The organism is Pseudoxanthomonas sp. (assembly GCF_002863005.1).
Classification (GTDB): domain Bacteria; phylum Pseudomonadota; class Gammaproteobacteria; order Xanthomonadales; family Xanthomonadaceae; genus Pseudoxanthomonas_A.
Genome location: NZ_PKDG01000014.1, coordinates 56,877 through 76,193, shown reverse-complemented (window position 1 = coordinate 76,193; position 19,317 = coordinate 56,877). Strand labels below are relative to the sequence as shown.

The 19,317-nt window shown below is 67.4% G+C and carries 18 protein-coding genes; 3 read left to right on the top strand and 15 right to left on the bottom strand.

What is annotated here, in order from left to right; all coding sequences use genetic code 11:
* Positions 1–16 precede the first annotated feature (16 nt).
* Positions 17–754, top strand: a complete 738-nt coding sequence (gene lpxH, locus CYU89_RS04735; protein ID WP_296279077.1) for a UDP-2,3-diacylglucosamine diphosphatase — start codon at positions 17–19, stop codon at positions 752–754.
* Between the two features lie 110 nt (positions 755–864).
* On the opposite strand, the gene CYU89_RS04730 is transcribed toward lpxH, so the two are convergent.
* The 8 genes from CYU89_RS04730 to CYU89_RS04695 all read right to left on the bottom strand — a co-directional run bounded on the left by CYU89_RS04730 (position 865) and on the right by CYU89_RS04695 (position 9,945).
* Positions 865–1,662, bottom strand: a complete 798-nt coding sequence (locus CYU89_RS04730; protein WP_296279076.1) for a ferritin-like domain-containing protein — start codon at positions 1,660–1,662, stop codon at positions 865–867.
* Between the two features lie 14 nt (positions 1,663–1,676).
* Positions 1,677–3,146, bottom strand: a complete 1,470-nt coding sequence (purF, locus tag CYU89_RS04725; protein WP_296279075.1) for an amidophosphoribosyltransferase — start codon at positions 3,144–3,146, stop codon at positions 1,677–1,679.
* Positions 3,147–3,153: 7 nt separating this feature from the next.
* On the bottom strand, positions 3,154–3,765 hold the full coding sequence (locus tag CYU89_RS04720) for a CvpA family protein (RefSeq protein WP_296279074.1): 612 nt from the start codon (positions 3,763–3,765) through the stop codon (positions 3,154–3,156).
* Positions 3,766–3,805: 40 nt separating this feature from the next.
* Positions 3,806–4,825 carry an SPOR domain-containing protein gene (locus CYU89_RS04715; RefSeq protein WP_296279073.1) on the bottom strand — a complete coding sequence of 340 codons (1,020 nt, stop codon included), beginning with the start codon at positions 4,823–4,825 and terminating at the stop codon, positions 3,806–3,808.
* 67 nt (positions 4,826–4,892) lie between these two features.
* Positions 4,893–6,158, bottom strand: a complete 1,266-nt coding sequence (folC, locus tag CYU89_RS04710; protein ID WP_296279072.1) for a bifunctional tetrahydrofolate synthase/dihydrofolate synthase — start codon at positions 6,156–6,158, stop codon at positions 4,893–4,895.
* A gap of 8 nt (positions 6,159–6,166) precedes the next feature.
* On the bottom strand, positions 6,167–6,979 hold the full coding sequence (locus CYU89_RS04705; RefSeq protein WP_296279071.1) for a TonB family protein: 813 nt from the start codon (positions 6,977–6,979) through the stop codon (positions 6,167–6,169).
* Between the two features lie 42 nt (positions 6,980–7,021).
* Positions 7,022–7,666: a histidine phosphatase family protein gene (locus CYU89_RS04700; protein WP_296279070.1), complete on the bottom strand. Its 645-nt coding sequence runs from the start codon at positions 7,664–7,666 to the stop codon at positions 7,022–7,024.
* 110 nt (positions 7,667–7,776) lie between these two features.
* Positions 7,777–9,945, bottom strand: a complete 2,169-nt coding sequence (locus tag CYU89_RS04695) for a S46 family peptidase (RefSeq protein ID WP_296279069.1) — start codon at positions 9,943–9,945, stop codon at positions 7,777–7,779.
* Between the two features lie 181 nt (positions 9,946–10,126).
* On the opposite strand from CYU89_RS04695, the gene tdh reads away from it, so the two are divergent.
* The gene (gene tdh / locus CYU89_RS04690; RefSeq protein ID WP_296279068.1) at positions 10,127–11,161 is read left to right on the top strand and encodes an L-threonine 3-dehydrogenase; all 1,035 of its coding nucleotides are present in this window, start codon (positions 10,127–10,129) and stop codon (positions 11,159–11,161) included.
* Between the two features lie 72 nt (positions 11,162–11,233).
* Here the strand turns inward: tdh and CYU89_RS04685 are convergent, their stop codons facing one another.
* The 6 genes from CYU89_RS04685 to CYU89_RS04660 form a co-directional block, all read right to left on the bottom strand.
* On the bottom strand, positions 11,234–11,980 hold the full coding sequence (locus CYU89_RS04685; protein ID WP_296279067.1) for a TorF family putative porin: 747 nt from the start codon (positions 11,978–11,980) through the stop codon (positions 11,234–11,236).
* 188 nt (positions 11,981–12,168) lie between these two features.
* Positions 12,169–13,239 (bottom strand): sulfate/molybdate ABC transporter ATP-binding protein, encoded by a 1,071-nt coding sequence (locus CYU89_RS04680; protein ID WP_296279066.1) that lies wholly within the window; start codon positions 13,237–13,239, stop codon positions 12,169–12,171.
* 12 nt (positions 13,240–13,251) lie between these two features.
* Positions 13,252–14,211, bottom strand: a complete 960-nt coding sequence (cysW, locus tag CYU89_RS04675) for a sulfate ABC transporter permease subunit CysW (protein WP_296279065.1) — start codon at positions 14,209–14,211, stop codon at positions 13,252–13,254.
* 1 nt (position 14,212) lies between these two features.
* Complete coding sequence (gene cysT / locus CYU89_RS04670) at positions 14,213–15,073, bottom strand: sulfate ABC transporter permease subunit CysT (protein WP_296279064.1); 861 nt, start codon at positions 15,071–15,073, stop codon at positions 14,213–14,215.
* Between the two features lies 1 nt (position 15,074).
* A complete protein-coding gene (locus CYU89_RS04665) occupies positions 15,075–16,091 on the bottom strand; it encodes a sulfate ABC transporter substrate-binding protein (RefSeq protein ID WP_296279063.1) in 1,017 nt (338 codons plus the stop codon).
* 16 nt (positions 16,092–16,107) lie between these two features.
* Entirely contained in the window at positions 16,108–17,574 is a 1,467-nt protein-coding gene (locus tag CYU89_RS04660; protein ID WP_296279062.1) for a porin, read from the bottom strand.
* Positions 17,575–17,747: 173 nt separating this feature from the next.
* Here CYU89_RS04660 and kbl point away from each other — a divergent pair, with 173 nt between their 5' ends.
* Positions 17,748–18,947, top strand: coding sequence for a glycine C-acetyltransferase (gene kbl / locus CYU89_RS04655; RefSeq protein ID WP_296279061.1), 1,200 nt, complete (start codon positions 17,748–17,750; stop codon positions 18,945–18,947).
* A gap of 26 nt (positions 18,948–18,973) precedes the next feature.
* Here kbl and CYU89_RS04650 read toward each other — a convergent pair whose 3' ends face one another.
* Positions 18,974–19,264: a hypothetical protein gene (locus tag CYU89_RS04650; protein ID WP_296279060.1), complete on the bottom strand. Its 291-nt coding sequence runs from the start codon at positions 19,262–19,264 to the stop codon at positions 18,974–18,976.
* Positions 19,265–19,317: the final 53 nt, after the last annotated feature.

Below are 19,317 nucleotides of genomic sequence, written 5' to 3'. Positions count from 1 at the left end.
GGCTTAGAATCCCGGCATGACCACACTCTTCATCTCCGATCTGCACCTGGACGCCGAACGCCCCGCCGTGACCGAGCTGTTCGGGACCTTCATGCAGGTCGAGGCCCGCCGCGCCGATGCGCTGTACATCCTGGGCGACCTGTTCGAGGCCTGGGTCGGCGATGACGACCCCTCGGAGACCGGCGCCTACGTGGCCGCCCGGACCCGCGAGGTGGCCGACGCCGGGGTGCCGGTGTACTTCATCCGGGGCAACCGCGATTTCCTCGTCGGCGATGCTTTCGCACGCCGAGCCGGCATGCGCATCCTGCCCGACCCCGCCGTCGTCATGCTGTACGGCAAGCCGGCGATCCTGATGCACGGCGATCTGCTGTGCACCGGTGACGTCGCGTATCAAGCGTTCCGCGCGCAGACACGCAATCCGGCCTGGCAGGCGCAGTTCCTGGCGCAGCCGCTGGCCGAACGGCTGGCCTTCGCGGCGCAGGCACGCGCTGCCAGCGCCGCGCACCAGGGCGGCATGAAGCAGAACGACAAGGCGCAGTTCGAAACCCTGACCGACGTGACGCTGGCGACGGTAGACGCCACGCTGGCCCAGTTCGGCATCGACACGCTGATCCACGGCCATACGCACCGCCCGGCGATCCACGACCTCGCGGTCGGTGATCGCACCTGCCGCCGCATCGTGCTGGGCGACTGGTACGAACAGGGATCCGTACTGCGCGTCGAGCCTGACGGGACGGCGCTGGATTCGCTCTAAGCGATGCGTGCCATGAGATGCAGTCCATGAGAGCGACGCAAGTCGCGATGAACTACCGCGGTGCCGTCATCGCGACTTACGTCGCTCCCACCGCTGTTCCACCCTCGACGTCACGGCGCTTCCAGCGCCGCCAGTTCATCCTCGTCGAAACCTGCCAGCAGCCGCGCTTCGATATTGAACGGACCGTGCAGGTAGCCGCCCGCGTACTCCCTCAGCAGTTCGCGGAAGCGCGCGCGCGGCTCGACGCCGCGCTGTTCGCAATACCAGCGGAACCAGCGTGACCCCGCGGCGACGTGCGCGACTTCCTCGCGCAGGATGACGTCGAGGATCGCGACGGTCTGTTCGTCTCCGAGGTCGCGCAGCTTCACGATCATGCCGGGCGTGACGTCCAGCCCGCGCGCTTCCAGTACGCGCGGTACCAGCGCCATCCGCGCAAGACCGTCATGTGCGGTCTTCTCGGTCATTTCCCAAAGACCATTGTGCGCGTCGAAGTCGCCGTAGTCGTAACCCAGTTCACGCAACCGGTCGCGCAGCAGCACGAAGTGGCGCGACTCGTCATGGGCCACGCCGACCCAGTCCGCATAGAACGCGGCCGGCAGTCCCCGGAAGCGGTACACCGCATCCCAGGCCAGATCGATCGCGTTGAGTTCGATGTGCGCGATGGCATGGATGAAGGCTGCCCTGCCCGGCACGCTGCCCAGTCCGCGGCGAGGCAGGTCGCGCGGGTGCACCAGCACGGGCCTGGGCGGACGTCCTGGCATGCGGATCGGCGCAGGCGGCGGCGCATCGGGGCAGGCTGCGAGTTCGCCGCGCGCGAACGCGGTGGCGTAGTCCTGCGTCAACGCGACCTTCGCGTCGATGTCCGACGCGTCCAGGCAGATGCGCGCGGCCTCGAACAGCGTGGCCATGTCCGCCGGCCGCGTCAGCCGACGCGGCGCTTGCGCTTGGCTTCGTCGGAGCGCGCCTGTTCGATGCGCGCGAAGTATCCCGGCTCGATACCGGTGACGTACTTGCCGTCGAAGCACGAAGAATCGAACTCCGTGAGGTTCGGATTGCCCTCGCGCACGGCGGCTTCCAGGTCTTCCAAGTCCTGGTAGATCAGCCAGTCGCAGCCCAGCTCGCGCTCGATGTCCTCGACACTGCGTTCGTGCGCCACCAGCTCGTCGGCGGCCGGCATGTCGATGCCGTAGATATTGGGATGGCGGACCGGCGGCGCTGCACTGGCCAGGTAGACCTTGCGCGCGCCGGCATCGCGCGCCATCTGCACGATCTGCTTGGACGTGGTGCCCCGCACGATCGAATCGTCGACCAGCAGCACGACGCGGTTGCGGAATTCCAGGTTGATCGGGTTGAGCTTGCGGCGCACCGACTTCACCCGTTCGCCCTGCCCCGGCATGATGAACGTGCGGCCGACGTAACGGTTCTTGATGAAGCCCTCGCGGTACTTCACGCCCAGCACGTTGGAGATCTCCAGCGCAGCGTCGCGCGAGGTATCCGGGATCGGGATGATCGTGTCGATATCGTGGTCGGGACGCAGGCGCAGGATCTTCTCGCCCAGCTTCACGCCCATGCGCATGCGGGCCTTGTGCACCGACACGTTGTCGATCATCGAATCCGGGCGCGCGAAGTACACGTACTCGAAGATGCAGGGTGCGTGCTGCGGGGCGTCCGCGACGATTTCACTGAACAGCTCGCCGCGCGCCGTGATCACGATCGCCTCGCCGGGCTGCACGTCGCGCATGCGCACGAAGCCGAGGATGTCGAGCGCGGCGGATTCGGAGGCGATGATGTATTCGGTGCCTTCGCCATGCTCGCGCTTGCCCAGCACCAGTGGCCGGATGCCGTGCGGATCGCGGAACGCCACCAGGCCCAGGCCCAGCACCACGCTGACGACGGCATAACCGCCCTTCACCCGGCGATGCACGCCGGCCACGGCGCGGATCGCGGCTTCCGGGGTGAGCGTGCGTTGCAGGTCCAGCTCGTGCGCGAACACGTTCAGCAGCACTTCGCTGTCCGAATCGGTATTGATGTTGCGGCGGTCCTGCGCGAACACATCCTGGCGCAAGGCGTCGGTGTTGATCAGGTTGCCGTTGTGCGCCAGCGCGATGCCGTAGGGCGAGTTCACGTAGAACGGCTGCGCTTCGTCCATGCCCTCGGAGCCGGCGGTGGGATAGCGGCAATGGGCGATGCCCACGCGCCCTTCCAGCACGCTCATCGCCTTGGCGTTGAACACGTCCCGTACCAGTCCGTTGTCCTTGTGCACGCGCAGCCGCGTGCCGTCGGCCGTGGCGATGCCGGCGGCGTCCTGTCCGCGGTGCTGGAGGACGGTCAGCCCGTCATAAAGCTGGCCGGCGACGTTCTGGTTGCCGACGATTCCGACGATGCCGCACATGGTGGATCTACTCCGGTTTCGACGCGGGTGAGGCCGACGAGGGGGCGTGCTCCTGTGGTGCGCCGGGCTCTTCCAGCGGCAGGGGCAGCAGCGTTTGCAGGCGCGCATTATCGCCCGCTGGGCGTCCGTTGCCAAAGTCCAGTTCCTGCACAGTCCATTCCGGCAACCATTGCGACAACCATTGCGCACCCGGCAGCAGCACGGGGACGACGGACGAGCGTTTCCATTCAGGTTCGCGGGGCAACTCGGTGAAGGCGGCCAGCAGCAGCACGATGCAGGCGACGAAGGCCCCACGCGCGAGTCCCAGCGCCAGACCCAGCACGCGATCCAGACCCGACAGGCCCACCGACTTGACGAGGTGGCGGATGGCCCAGCCAGTCAGTCCGACGAAGATCATCACGCCGATGAAGCTCATCACGTAGCCGCCCAGCAACTCGCTCGCCGACGGCTGGCCGTCGCCCGACAACGCATGGGCCACGTCGCCGCCGTAATGGAACGCCACCCAGCCGGCCAACAGCCAGGCGACCATCGACGCGAGCGCACTGATGAAACCGCGCATCAGGCCGAACAGGGTCGACACGCCGACGATGGCCAGCAGCGTCAGGTCCAGCGCGCTCATGCGGCGCGCCCGTGGCGCTCGATGCGGCGGCGCGACGGCATCAAGGGTGCGGACGGACCATGCCGTCGACACCGATCTTCGATGCCACCTGTCCCTTCAGTCGGTCCGCATCGGCGCGGTTGGCGACCGGTCCCACGCGCACGCGATTGAGCGTGCCCTTGTCGGTGCGCACCTGTTCGACGAACGCACTGAAGCCGGCACTGCGCGCACGGTCGCGCAACGCGTTGGCGTCGGACGCATTCGAGAAGGCCCCAAGTTGCACGGCGAACCCGGTCCCCGACGCGGCGGGCTTCGTCGCCTCGGCAGGCTTGGTCGCAGATGCCGTCGCTGTCGCCGGCGTGGTGGCGGCGGGCTTCGTCGGTGCCGGCACCGGGGCGGCAGCCGGTTTGACCTCGGTCGTCGCCGGCTTCGGCGCCGGTTTCGCGGGCTCGGGGGGCAGCGCCTGGGTGGTGACGGCGGGCGTGGCCGGGGTGGCCGTGGCGACGGACGCGACGGGGGCAGTCGACGGTGTGGCAGCCGGCGTGCCGGCGGGCACGTCGAGCGTCACGACCTGGGCGTTGACGTCGCCGCGGATCTTGATGGCGTCCAGGCGCGCGGCTTCGGCTTGCGGACGGTCGGCGTAGGGACCGACGCGAACGCGGAACGCGGGTTTGCCGTTGATGGTGGCCGGCTCGACGAAGCCCGGCAGGGTCGCCTGACGCACACGGGCCAAGACGGCGTCGGCATCGGCCTGGGTGGCGTAGGCGCCGAAACTGACGGCGAAGTTGCCGGCCGCCGTCGCCGCCGGCTGAAGGGCGCCCGCAGCCGGCGCCGGCTCCGCGGCGGGCGCAGCCACCTGGCCCTGCAGTCCCACGGCACCGGACGCAGGTGCGTTGCCCGGCGTCACCAGCGGCAGTTCACGCGTTTCGAATTCGCCATCGGCCGCGGGCGGCACGTCCAGCGGTACGTCGGACACGCCACTGTCGGGTGCAGGCCCCTTCACCAGCATGGGCAGGAAGATGACGGCCAGCGCCACCAGCACGACGGCGCCGATCAGGCGCTGTTTCAGGGCAGTATCCATCCAGGTCCACGGCAGCTGCGGCGGGAATGCCGCAGCGATTATACGGCGCGCATCGCGGCGCACCCCGTCATCGACCTGAATGCAGGACCTGCAACGCGTCGGCGACGGTGTGGAAGGAGCCGAACACCAGCACGCGATCTCCCGGCGCCGATGCGTCGAGCGCCGCACGCAACGCTTCCGCCACACCCGTATGCAACGACGCCACTTGCCTGATGCCGTCCTGCAGTCGGGCCGCAAGCTGTTCGGCCGCCTGCGACCGCGGCCCCAGCGTCAGTCCCGCAAGAAACCACTGCAGCGGCAAGTCGGCGAGCGCACCGGTCACGCCCTGCACATCCTTGTCGGCAAGCGCGGCAAAGACCACCCGCGTGCTGCCGCCGATCGGATTGGCCTGCAACCACGACGCCAGTTCGCGCGCCGCCTGCGGGTTGTGGCCGACGTCCAGCACCACATCCACGGCTGCATGCCTGACACGCTGCAGGCGGCCCGGCAGCATCGCGCTGGCCACGCCCTTCGAAAAGGCCTCGTCGGACAAGGCGTCTCCCGGCAAGGCGCGCAACGCGGCGATCGCGGTGGCGGCGTTCGCCCGCTGCGAAGGCGCGGACAGGACCGGCACGGGCAGGTCGAGTTCTGCGCCGACTTCGCGCCAGCGCCAGCGCTGGCTGTCGACGGGCTCGTGGAAGAAATCGCTGCCGAGACGCAGCGCATTCGCGCCGACGGCATAGGCATGGCGCAACACGCTGGAGGGCGAATCCACCTCGCCGAGGACCAACGGCTTCCATGCACGGGCGATGCCCGCTTTCTCCGCGCCGATGCTTTCGCGGTCGTGGCCCAACAGGTCGGTGTGATCGATGTCGACCGTCGTGATGACGGCGACATCGGGATCGACGATGTTCACCGCATCCAGGCGCCCGCCCAGGCCGATCTCGAGCACGGCCAGGTCGAGCGATGCGCGCTCGAACAACCACAGCGCCGACAGGGTGCCGAACTCGAAGTAGGTCAGCGTCGTGCCGCCGCGCGCGGCGTCCACCGCTTCGAAGGCGGCGGCGAGCGAAGCATCGTCGGCATCGACGCCATCGATGCGGACACGTTCGTTGTAGCGCAGCAGGTGCGGCGACGTGTACGCCCCGACCTTCCATCCGGCCGCGCGCGCGATGGCCTCGAGGAAGGCGACGGTCGAGCCCTTGCCGTTGGTGCCGCCAACGGTGATGACGCGCGGCGCGGGCTTGCCGAGCGACATCCGCGCGGCGACCTCGCGCACGCGCTCCAGACCCATTTCGATGGACCTGGGGTGCTGGTGTTCGATATGGGAAAGCCAGTCGTCGAGGGTGCGCATGCGCGCCATTATCCCCCAGGCACGGCGCCCTTCGATCCGGCGCCGCCCGCCTCCGGCGTCTTCAGGGGCACGGCGCGCTGGCGTCCGGAACGCTGCACATGGCCGAGGAACCGCTTGCAGGCCTCCGCATCCTTCGCTTCGCAGAGCACGCGGGTCACGGAGAAGCCATGCTTGCCATCCGTGGTCAGACGCGTGCGGACCAGTGTGGGCGCGTGCGGTATCTCACCGGTGTACACCTCCCAACGGGTCTCGCCGTTTTCGCCCGTCCACGTATAGAGGGCAATGTCGGCAGGCAAGTCGGGAAGGTCGATCGGCGTGGCCTGCGACTCCAGCAATGCCATGGTGGCGGCGACGCCGTCGGCTTCCAGCGGCAATGGATCCTGGATGAACCGTGGCAGGGTTCCATCGGCATCCGGCGTCACGACCGGCACGCGGAGGCGCGGCGCGAGATGCGCGACGGCGGCGCGCACGGGCTCGTCCTCGTCCCCCATCGTGAAGTCGACCGGCACGCGCACGCGGCCACGGACGGCCTTGCCGTGCTCGATCGACGGCGCGTACGTCCATTCGTTCGCCGCATCGATCGCGGCGGTATCCAGCGACCGGTTGCCGGAGGATCGCTCGACCAGGATGCTCTCCACCGCACCGGTCGCCGTGACCGTGATGACCAGCACGACGGTCCCGGAGATGCCCGCACGCGCGGCGTCGGCCGGGTACTTCGGCGGCACCTTCGTCACGACGTGCGCACCGATGTCGTCCACGGCACCGGCGCCGGCCGCCGACAGCAGGCCGGTCATGGCCAGGACCAGGATCCAGGCTTTCATCGCAGTCTCCCCGTTCGCTCCCGTCCGGAGCGTAGCGCAGTCTCAGAGCGCGCGGTGCTTCGCTTCGCCGAAGAAGGGCGTGTGGTGCGCGCAATCATTGAGGCGCACGACCTCCAGCTGGTCGACCGTCGGGCCCTCCAGCAGGTTGAGCGTGGTCGGCGCCTGGCGGAACGTCCAGAGTTTCGCGATCGGCAGGCCGAGGATGCGGCACAGCAGGACACGGTTCACCGCATCGTGCGCCACGATCAGCAGGGTGTCGTCGTCGCCCAGGCCGTCGACGGCGCGCGCCAGGCCGCGCCATGAACGATCCAGCACCTGGCGCAGCGACTCTCCGCCCGGCATCAGCACCGTGTCGGGTTCCTCGCGCCATGCGAGCAGGCGCGCCGGGTCCTTGTCCTGGATCTCGCTGGCGAGCAGACCTTCCCATTCACCGTGCGCTATCTCCTGGAGGTCCGCATCCGTCTGCAGCAGGTCGGCACGCGCCTCGCCCAACGCCAGCTTTGCCGTCCGCTGCGCACGCGAGAGCGGCGATGCCACCGCCCGATCGATGCGGACGTCCTTCAGGCGCAGGCCCAGTGCGGTCGCCTGCCCTTCGCCGACGGGGGAAAGCGGGATGTCGATCTGGCCCTGGTAGCGGCCTTCGGCGTTCCACGGCGTTTCGCCGTGGCGGGCAAGCAGGATGCGCATGCGTCGGTGTGTCCATTCGTGAGAAGCGGTCCCGTTTCCGGAAGCTGGAAACGAGGACGGGAGCGGATCATACCCGCTCCCGTCCCGTGCCTGCCGCTCAGTTGCAGGTGTTACTGGCCGACGCCCATTTCCTTCAGCAGTTGGGGAGCCGGATAGACCTCCTGCATGATCCAGCGCAGGTATCGACCGTCCACGGCGATCATGCGGGTCATCTTCGGATCGAACACCCAGTTGGAACTCACCGATTCCCAGTTGCCATCGAAGGCGAGCCCGATCAGCTTGCCGTGCGCATCCAGCACCGGCGAGCCGGAGTTGCCGCCGGTGATGTCCAGATCGGACAAGTAATTCACCGGCACCGAACCGAGGCGCTTGTCCTCCAGTCCGCCATAGCGCTTGGCGGCCACGGCATCGAGCAATGCCTTGGGCGAGTCGAACGGATCCTGTCCGGTTTCCTTGGCCACGACGCCTTCCAGCGTGGTGAACGGCGTGTACGCCACGCCGTCCTTGGGCGCGTAACCCATCACGTTGCCGAAGGTGATGCGCAGCGACAGGTTGGCGTCCGGGTAGACGAACTCGCCCTGGCTCTTCTTGTAGTCGGCCAGCGCCTGCAGATAGACCGGGCGCGCAGCCAGGTTCTCGCCGGTGCGGGTCTTGCGCTCCTGTTCGAGCTTGAGCAGCGTCGGCATCACCGCCACCGCGTACTGGATGGCCGGATCGTTGCTGGCCTCGAACGCCTTCCGATCGGCCGCGAACCACTTGAGCCGCTCGTCGGTGCTGCCCAGCCGGGTGCCCGCCAGGCGATCCAGCGCGCGCTTGACTGCGGCAGCATCGTTGCCGCCCAGCCACGCATCGATGGCCGCCACCCGCTGGTCCGCCGGCAGCTTGAGGTACTCGTTCAACCAGTACTCCTGCAGTTGGCGATCCATCGAGGCCACGTAGCGGCGCTCCAGCTGCTTCTGCGCACCTTCGATGGCGGGCAGGTCGCGTTCCTGGTAACCGGATTCGCGCTCGGCATTGGGCTTCTCGCGCTCGATCGACAGCCGGTACAGCTGCGTGGCAGAGCCGATCATCGCGGTGGTGTTGAACATCGCCAGCGTAAGGTCGCGCTCTCGCGTGGCCTTGTTCTGATCCAACAAGGCCAGCAGCTTTGCGTGCGCATCCAGTGCAGGCTGGCCTTTCACGCCCTGGCCCTCGAGCCATGCCAGCACGGCAGCCTCTTCGCGCTTTTTCTGGCCGGCCGCGTCGATGCGCTTGAAGCCCTCGAGTTGGCCGTCGTAATTCTTGCTCGTGTTGTTCCAGCCGGCCATGGTGGCCGCGTACTTCACCTGGATGTCGGCGTTCTTCTTGCCGGCCTCCTGCACCATCGAGATCTGGTTCTTGTAGTGGCGCGCGATGGTCGGGTACGTCCAGGCGGCCGTGTTGTCGAATTCGGCGGCCAGCGCATAACGGTTGGTCGACCCCGGATAACCGGCCACCATCACGAAATCGCCTTCACCCAGCGGCTTGTCGGCGAACTTCAGCCAATGCTTCGGCCGGTACGGCACGTTGTCCTTGGAGAACGCGGCCGGCTTGCCGTCCTTGCCCACGTAGGCGCGGTAGAAGGCGAAGTCGCCCGTGTGGCGCGGCCACATCCAGTTGTCGATGTCGCCGCCGTACTTGCCCACGCTGCCCGGAGGCGCGTACGCCAGGCGCACGTCCTTGATTTCCAGGTTCTTGAACAGGCGGTAGGTGTTGCCGCCGGAGAAGCTGTAGAGACGGCAGCGGAAACCGGCCTCGGCCTCGCAGTCGGCGATCAGCTTCTTCTCGAAGGTCTCCAGCGCCCTGGTGCGCGCCAGCGCGTCGGCGCCGGCGGAGGCGATGGCCGCCTTCGCGTCCTTCGTCACGTCGGTGATCTCGTCCAGCACGAACACGCGCGCATTCGGACCCGCGCTGACTTCATCGCCGGTAGTCGGCGCGTTGAAGCCGTTCTTGATCAGGTTGTTTTCGGCGGTGGAGTTCAGCTGGATCGCGCCGTAGGCACAATGGTGGTTGGTGACCACCAGTCCGTTCGGCGAGACGAAGCTGGCGGTGCAGCCGCCCAGCGCGACGACCGCGCCCATCGGATCGCCGGTGAGGTCGGAGAGCTGCTGCGGCGACAGCTTCAGCCCCGCCTTCTTCAGCGGGCCAGCGATTTCAGGCAGTTGCTGAGGCACCCACATGCCCTCGCCCGCCTGGGCGATCTGGGCGGCGAGCAGGGAGAGCGGAACCGCGAGGGCGGCGGCGAGCAGGTTCGGACGCATGGAAATCCCGGAACGGACAGAAGGTTGCGATTGTAATGAACCTGCCGCCCCGGCCGACCATGACTTTTGTCCTACGCCGGCCCAGCCTCCACGCCACGCATACGAGCCAGGGACCCCACCACGGGTCCACCATGGACCGGGGCGTATAATCCGCGCCCTCATTTCCCTGGATCGATGCCCGATGGCACAGACGATGAAGGCGCTGGTGAAGCGCGAGGCCGGCAAAGGCATCTGGATGGAGGAACTGCCCGTCCCGCAGCCCGGCCCCAACGAGGTGCTGATCAAGCTGGAGAAGACCGCCATCTGCGGCACCGACCTGCACATCTACCTGTGGGACGAGTGGAGCCAGCGCACCATCAAGCCCGGCCTGACCATCGGCCACGAATTCGTGGGCCGCATCGCGCAGCTGGGTTCGGCGGTGACGGGCTACGAGGTCGGCCAGCGCGTATCGGCCGAGGGCCACATCGTCTGCGGCCATTGCCGCAACTGCCGCGGCGGTCGCCAGCACCTGTGCCCCAACACCGTCGGCATCGGCGTGAACCGCAATGGCGCCTTCGCCGAGTACATGGTGATGCCCGCCAGCAACCTGTGGCCGATCCCGGACCAGATCCCCAGCGAGCTGGCCGCGTTCTTCGACCCGTACGGCAACGCTGCGCACTGCGCGCTGGAGTTCGACGTGGTCGGCGAAGACGTGCTGATCACCGGCGCGGGCCCGATCGGCATCATCGCCGCCGGCATCTGCAAGCACATCGGCGCGCGCAACGTGGTGGTCACCGACGTCAACGACTTCCGCCTGAAACTGGCGGCCGACATGGGCGCCACCCGCGTGGTCAACGTCGCCAACACGTCGCTGAAGGACGTGATGGCCGACCTGCACATGGAAGGCTTCGATGTGGGCTTGGAGATGAGCGGCAACCCGCGCGCCTTCAACGACATGCTCGACTGCATGTACCACGGCGGCAAGATCGCGCTGCTCGGCATCCTGCCCAAGGGTGCCGGCGTGGACTGGGACCGCATCATCTTCAAGGGCCTCACGGTGCAGGGCATCTACGGCCGCAAGATGTACGAGACCTGGTACAAGATGACGCAGCTCGTGCTGAGCGGCTTTCCGCTGGGCAAGGTGCTGACGCACCAGTTGCCGATCGACGACTTCCAGAAGGGCTTCGACCTGATGGAACAGGGCAAGGCCGGCAAGGTGGTGTTGAGCTGGAACTGAGGTCGCGTCAGGCACAGGATGAATGAAAAGGGCGCCGCGAGGCGCCCTTTTCCTTACACGCAGCTGCCAGCGTCAGGGCACGGCGATACCGACCGTCAGGACGAGGCCCGGCTTGTAGATGTCCGAAGCACTGCGAAGCTCGGAGGCATCCGAGCCGAAGGTGTCGTAATACCCCAGGGTCGCGGTCGCCGGGCCGAACGCCTTGGACACGGAGATGGAGCCGTCGTAGTAGTCGGCGCGCCCGTCGCTGCCGTAATCGATGGACGTGTAACCGGTGCTCGCGGCCACGGAAAACCCGCTGTCGCCGATGTCGTAGCTCGCCGACACGCCCGCATACACCTGGTCCGCGCCGGTGTTGCCGTAATCGTCCGCATAACCGAGGATGCCGCCGACGGTGACCGGACCGCTCCACGTGACTTTCGCGAGGTACTCGTTGTAGTCGATGTCGCCGTAATCGCTGGCGGCGCGCTCGTAGGTATAACGGTTCACGCCCAGGTCGATGTTCCAGGCGTCGTTGAGATCCTTGTTCCAGCCGACGAAGTAGTCCACTTCGATGTCAGGACCGCCGCGTCCGAAGTCCACGTTCGACGCCCACGCGCCCACGTAAAGGCCGAACGGAGCGGAATACGTGGCGCCGACCTGGAACGCCGGCTTGTTGTCCGTCTGCGAGACGCCTCGGAAGACGTAGTCGGACGTGCCGGTGAATGTGGCGCTGAAAGGCGACGAGGCTTCTTCCTCGGCATCCTGCGCGAACGCGGACAGCGGCAGGGCCAGCAGCAGGGCGGTGGCAAGGGCGGTGGCGAGCTTGACGGGCTTCATCCGGAGTCTCCTGATCGGTTGGCGGACGGTGGCGGCGGAGGCGGTGATCGGTATCACACCGTAATCACAGCTTCACGGTTTTTTAACTGCAACCTGATAGTGCGCCGCACCAATCGCCTGCGTCAAGTGCTGGACGAAGTCATCGGAAATTGGTTTCTTTTTCAATCAATTCATGCAGTTACACCGCATCAGGCTGGTGCCGTTGCACCACCGCGGGGAAACCATCCGAACCGTTTTGGTGCCAAATGGACGGACTGCCCGGGCCGCGTCGTCGGGCCTTCACGGTCGGCGGGCAATTCCACGTCGAGCTCCACGCCGCTGTCGACCAGACGCGTGCGCAGGCGCAGGCGCGGCCCGGTCCGCTGCGCGTCGACGATGGTCGCGGGCCAGGACGACGCGCCGGCGGCATCGACGAGATGGAGATCCTCCGGCCTCACGTAAACCTCCGCATCCCCCTCCTGCCCCACCTGGCCGTGCGACTGCAACGGCAAGCCGGCGACACGCAGTGTGCCGTCCTCCCAGCGCGCGGGCAGCCGGTTGACCGCACCGACGAACGAATACACGAACGGCGATGCCGGCACGTCATAGGCATCGGCTGGACTGCCCACCTGCTCGATGCGGCCCCGGTTGAGGATCGCGACGCGGTCTGCCAGCTCCAGCGCCTCCTCCTGGTCGTGGGTGACGAAGATGGTCGTCAGCCCGGTCCGGTCGTGCAGCTCGCGCAACCAGCGCCGCAGGTCGCGACGCACCTGCGCATCGAGCGCACCGAACGGTTCGTCGAGCAGCAGCACGCGTGGCTCGATGGCGAGCGCCCGCGCCAGGGCCACGCGTTGCCGCTGACCGCCTGAGAGCTGCGCCGGGTAGCGCGCGCCGAAGCCGTCGAGCTGGACGAGCGAAAGCAGTTCCGCGACCCGCGCACGAATGGTCGCATCGGGCACGCGATGGCGGCCTTTGCGCACGCGCAGGCCGAAGGCGATGTTCTCCTCCACCGTCAGGTGGCGGAACAGCGCGTAGTGCTGGAACACGAAGCCCGCCCGCCGCGCCTGCACGCTGAGACGCGTCGCCTCTTCGCCGTCGAACAGCACGCGCCCGCGATCGGCATGCTCGAGTCCGGCGATGACGCGCAGCAACGTGGTCTTGCCGGAGCCCGAGGGTCCGAGCAGCGCCAGCAGCTCGCCCTGGCGGATGTCCAGCGACACGTCATCCAGCGCAGCGAAGTCGCCGAACTGCTTGCCCAGGTGTTCGATCTTGATGCCCATGATGTCGCCTTCTCAATGACGGTGGTTGGCGGCCAGGGCTTCGCCGTGGCGCCATTCCAGCCAGGTCTTCAGCACCAGCGTCGCCAGCGCGGTGAGCGCCAGCAGCGAGGCCGCCGCAAACGCAGCGCTGTATGCGTACTCGTTGTAGAGGATTTCCACATGCAGCGGCAGCGTGTTGGTGCGGCCGCGGATGTGGCCGGACACAACCGAGACCGCGCCGAACTCACCCAGAGCGCGCGCACTGCACAACAGCACGCCGTACAGCAGCGCCCAGCGGATGTTGGGCAGCGTGACGCGCCAGAACGTCTGCCAGCCGCTGGCGCCGAGGCTGAGCGCAGCCAGCTCTTCGTCCGTACCCTGCTGCTCCATCAGCGGCATCAGTTCGCGCGCGATGAACGGGAACGTCACGAAGATCGTGGCCAGCACGATGCCCGGCAGCGCGAAGATGATCTTCGGCAGTTGCACGTGCAGCTCGCCGAGCAGCGGCAGCGAGAGGCGCCAGCCTTCATCGATCAACGCGTAGGCCCAGCCCTGCGCACCGAAGATCAACACGTAGATCAACCCGGCGACCACCGGCGATACCGCGAATGGAAGATCGATCAGCGTCACCAGCCACCGCTTGCCGCGGAACTCGTGCTTGCTGACCGCCCACGCGGCCGCGACGCCGAAGGCCAGGTTGAGAGGCACCACGATCGCCGTCACCAGCAGCGTCAGTCGTACCGCGGCCAGCGCATCGGTTTCGGTGATGGCGGCGGCAAAGGCCGTCCAGCCGCCGCGCAGCGCTTCCACGAACACCAATGCCAGCGGCAGCAGCAGGAACGAGAGCAGGAAAGCGAGCGCCCCCAGTACCAGCAGCACCTGCACCCAGGCGGGCTCGGTGGTAGCGGCATGGCGGCGGACGGGACGTGCAGGTGCATCCACGACAGACGACTCCGGCGGAACGGCGATGACGGCGGAGAGGGCGTCGCCCATGCTACCCGCCCGCCCGTTTGCCGGTCCGCTGCAGCCGCGCCTGCAGGGTATTGATCACCAGCAGCAGCGCGAACGACAGCAACAACATCGCGGCGGCGATCGCGGTGGCGCCCTCGTAGTCGAACTCTTCCAGCTTGATCGTGATCAGCAGCGGCGCGATCTCCGACACGCCCGGCAGGTTGCCGGCGATGAAGATCACCGAACCGTATTCGCCCACGCCGCGCGCGAACGCCAGCGCGAAGCCGGCCAGCACGGCCGGCCACAGCGTCGGCAGCACCACATGGCGCACCGCCTGCCAGCGGCTTGCGCCGAGCGTGGCCGCCGCTTCTTCCAGTTCGGTCTCGATCTCCGCCAGCACCGGCTGCACCACGCGCACCACGAACGGCAGGCTGATGAACACCAGAGCCACGGTGATGCCGAGCGGCGTGTATGCGACCTTGATGCCGGCCGCTTCCAGCCATTGCCCGAGCCAGCCGGTCGGCCCGTACAGCGCCGTCAATGCGATGCCGGCCACGGCGGTGGGCAAGGCGAACGGCAGATCGATCATCGCGTCGAACACCCGCTTGCCCGGGAAGCGGTAGCGCACGAACACCCACGCGACCAGCGTGCCCATCACGGCATTGAAGGCGGCCGCCACGAGCGCCGTGCCGAAACTGATCCGCAGCGCCGCCAGCACGCGCGGTTCCGTCCAGACCGCCCAGAGGCCGGCCAGGCCCAACCCGCTCGCCTTGGCGAAAACACCTGCCAGCGGAATAAGCACGATCAGCCCCAGCCACGCGAGCGTGTAGCCCAGGCTGAGGCCGAAACCGGGAATGACGCGCCGCGGGCGCGCCTTTCCGGACCACGGATGCACTGCCGCCACGTTACTTCGCCTGGATCTGGTCGAACACGCCGCCGTCGGCGAAATGGGTGGACTGGGCCTTCGCCCATGAGCCGAAGACGCCGTTGATCGTCACCAGCTCCAGTTTGGGGAAGCGTGCGATGTCTTCCGGCGCCGCGTACTGGGGGTAGCGCGGACGGTAGTAGTGCTTGGCGGCCAGGCGCTGGCCGGTCGGCGAATACAGGTACTTCAGGTAGGCCTGGGCCGCCTCGCGCGTGCCGTGCTTGTCCACGTTGCGGTCCACCAGCGCCACCGGCGGCTCGGCGAGGATCGACAGCGAGGGCACCACGATGTCGAACTTGTCCGGTCCCAGTTCCTCGATCGACAGGAACGCCTCGTTCTCCCACGCCAGCAGCACGTCACCGATGCCGCGCTGGACGAACGTCGTGGTGGAACCGCGCGCACCCGTGTCGAGCACCGGCACGTTGCGGAACAGCGCGCGCACGAAGTTGCGCGTCTTCGCCTCATCGCCCTTGAAGATCTTCAGCCCGTACGCCCACGCCGCCAGGTAGTTCCAGCGCGCGCCGCCGGAGGTCTTCGGATTCGGCGTGATCACCGAGATGCCGGGCTTCACCAGGTCGTGCCAGTCGCGGATCTTCTTCGGATTGCCCTTGCGCACCAGGAACACGATGGTCGACGTGTACGGCGCGCTGTTCTCCGGCAGCCGCGACTGCCAGTTGGCCGGGAACAGCTTGGCGCGCTGTGCGATGGAGTCGACGTCATAGGCCAGCGCCAGCGTCACCACGTCGGCTTCCAGGCCGTCGATGACAGAGCGCGCCTGCTTGCCGGAACCGCCGTGCGAGGTCTCGATACTGACCTTCTGCCCCTTGGTCTTCCGCCAGTCGGCGGCGAAGGCGGCGTTGAACTCGCGGTAGAACTCGCGAGTCGGGTCGTACGACACGTTGAGCAGGTTGATGTCCTTGGCGCCTGAGGCGGCGGCCAGCGTCAGGCCGAAGGCCAGCAGCGCAGTGCGGACATGGTGGCGGATGGAAGTCTTCATGGAGGGTCTCCGGGAATCAGAAGGCGACCTGCAGTCGCGAGAACACGGCCTTTTCGTCTTCGCGGTCAGCGCCCGCGGCAGCTCCGCCCTCGAACTGGGTATCGAGGTAATTGACGACCAGTTTCAGGTTGCTGGTGAGGTACCAGTTCACGCCCAGCGTCCAGGCCTTGGCGCGACGTGCCGATACGGCAGGATCGGCGAATACGGGAAACGCCCCGTCGTCGACCTCCAGTTCCCCGTATCGTCCCACCAGTTCCCATGCACCCCAGCCACCGCCCGGACTGAAGGGCTTCGCAGGCTTCACCACGCCGCGGTAGCTGGCGTCCTCCCCCGTCAGTACCCAGCTTGCCGTCGCCTGCCAGGCCGTCGTCTCCAGATCCCCACGCGTGCCGGCGGAAGCGCCGCTGGTGACCAGCAGTTCCTGCTTGGATGCGATGTATTCGGCCAGTAGGCCGAAACGCCCGCGGTACAGATAGCCTTGCGGCGAGAAGCGACTGTGCTCGCCGTCCGCCGCCACCGCGCCGCGGTAATTGAAGAACTGCGTCTGCCCCTGGGTGCGATAGCGCGGCAGGAAGTTGTTGCCCGTGCCCTGCTTGTCGCCGATGCTGCCGGCGATGCCGAAGCCCAGGCCGGACCAGGAACTGCTGGTGTTCTTGAAGGGCTCGAAGAACACCCGACCGGCATATTCGAATTCGTTGTCCGGATTGGTGGTCGCGGCATCGCGGCCGTCGGGTGCACCGTTGTACACGCCCGCCACGTAGCTGACGCGTCCCTCCGCGAGTTCGCCCTGCGCCTGGATGCCAAGGTCGCGATTGGGCGCCAGTTCGGTGGGGAAACTGCGCTCGATCAGGGCGATGGCGCCGCCGGACTGCAACCGCTCCAGTCCAACGGGGCCCTTGACCTTGCCGGCGCGCAGCGTGAATGCCGGATCCAGCTTCACGTCGACGTACGCGTCGACGATCGTCGCGCTGTCGCCGGCGAACTCGGGCGTCAGCCGGAACGACACCAGCTTGCCGAGCGACCCTTCGATGGTCGGGCGGATGCGGCGGAACAGGAAGGTGTCGTTCTGCGGCACCGCGTCGTCGTCGAGGAAGAAGCGCGCGTCGCCCTGCACCAGGGCGCGCAGCTTGAACTCGTAGTCGCCATTGGCCGACTTCAGCGAGGCGCCCTTGTCGTTCACCGCGACCACGGGAGCGTCCTTGGCCTTGGCCGCCGTTTCTTCCTGCTGCAGTTCGAGGCGCCGCTCCAGGATGCGCAGGCGCTGATCCAGGTCGCCCAGCGTCGCCGGTCCGGATTCGCCTTCGGCCGCTGCCGCCGTCGGCGCATCGCCGACGCGGCGCTCCAGCGCTTCCAGGCGTTGCAGCAGTTCTTGCACTGTGGGCTGGTTCTGTGCGGCTACGGGGAGCGCGAGCGAACAGGCCAGAGCGCCCAGGATGGCGACGCCACTGTCTTTGCGCTTGCGTGGGCCCGAGTGTGTCCGCATGACCGCTGTTCCCCGTGTGAAGGCCCCGTCCGGGGCCGGAGAGGCGATGCTGCGTGCGCACATGCGGACAGGGAAATGACGAAACGGGGCTCGCTTATGCCGTACGCGCATGACGCAACAGGGCGTTTTGTGGCCGCGGGTAGAATGGCGCCTTCCCTTCTCAGCCCCGTGCCATGGCCAACTCACTCACTGCCCATTACGCCGCCACCCTCGATGACATCCGCGCCCAGGGTTTGTTCAAGTCGGAGCGGATCATCACCAGCCCGCAGTCCGCCGAAATCACCCTCGCCGACGGCAGCACGGTGCTGAACTTCTGCGCGAACAATTACCTGGGCCTGGCCGATCACCCGGACATCATTGCCGCGGCCAAGGACGCGCTGGACACGCACGGCTTCGGCATGGCCTCGGTGCGCTTCATCTGCGGCACGCAGGACCTGCACAAGCAGCTGGAGAAGACGATCGCCGACTTCTTCGGCACCGAGGACACCATCCTCTATGCCGCCTGCTTCGATGCCAACGGCGGCCTGTTCGAGCCGTTGCTGGGCGAGGACGACGCCATCATCTCCGACGCGCTGAACCATGCCTCGATCATCGACGGCGTGCGCCTGTGCAAGGCCAAGCGCTTCCGCTATGCGAACTGCGACATGACGGACCTGGAAGCGCAACTGCAGGCGGCCGATGCGGCCGGCTGCAAGACCAAGCTCATCACCACCGACGGCGTGTTCTCGATGGACGGCTTCATCGCCCCACTGGACGAGATCACCGCGCTGGCGGAGAAGTACAACGCGCTGGTGCACATCGACGAATGCCACGCCACCGGCTTCCTCGGCGCCACCGGTCGCGGTTCGGCCGAAGTGAAGGGGGTGCTGGATCGCATCGACATCATCACCGGCACGCTGGGCAAGGCGATGGGCGGCGCGCTGGGCGGCTTCACCACCGCACGCAAGGAAGTGATCGAGCTGCTGCGCCAGCGCTCACGCCCGTATCTGTTCTCCAACTCGCTGCCACCGCACGTGGTGGCCGCCGGCATCAAGGCGTTCGAAATGCTGTCCGCGGCTGGCCACCTTCGCGAGCGGTTGCAGGAAAACACGCGCTACTTCCGCGAGAAGATGACGGCCGCCGGTTTCGACATCAAACCTGGAGTGCACCCGATCAGTCCGGTCATGCTGTACGACGCGCCGCTGGCGCAGCGTTTCGCCGAGCGCCTCCTGCAGGAAGGCATCTATGCGATCGGCTTCTTCTTTCCCGTGGTGCCGAAGGGTCAGGCGCGCATCCGCACGCAGATCAGCGCCGCGCACACGCGTGAACACCTGGACCGCGCGATCGACGCGTTCATCCGCATCGGCCGCGACCTGGACGTGCTGAACGCCTGATGCAGGGAACGGCGCGCCTTGCCGGTTCAGCGGGCGCGCTTCGCCGTAGTGGCGGTCCCTGGCTTGGCCGGCGCGCCCTTCGCGACGCGGATGCCGCGTGCCTTCATCCACGCGTCGAATTCTTCCGCCGTCATGCTGCGCCCGTTCTGCTGCATGTCGAACCGGTGGCCGTGCGGGCCGGCCTTCACGGTGACCACGTCTTCAGGCGCATCCTTCCTGATCGCGGAGGACGAGGATGTCGACGCGCAGCCCGTCGACAGGCCGACGGCGAGCATCATGGCGCCGCACAGTGGCAGGCGCAGGTTCGAACGGTACATGGTGGGTTCCCCAGGATCAGCGTGAGCGAGTGTAGACAGGCGGACTGCGCCGA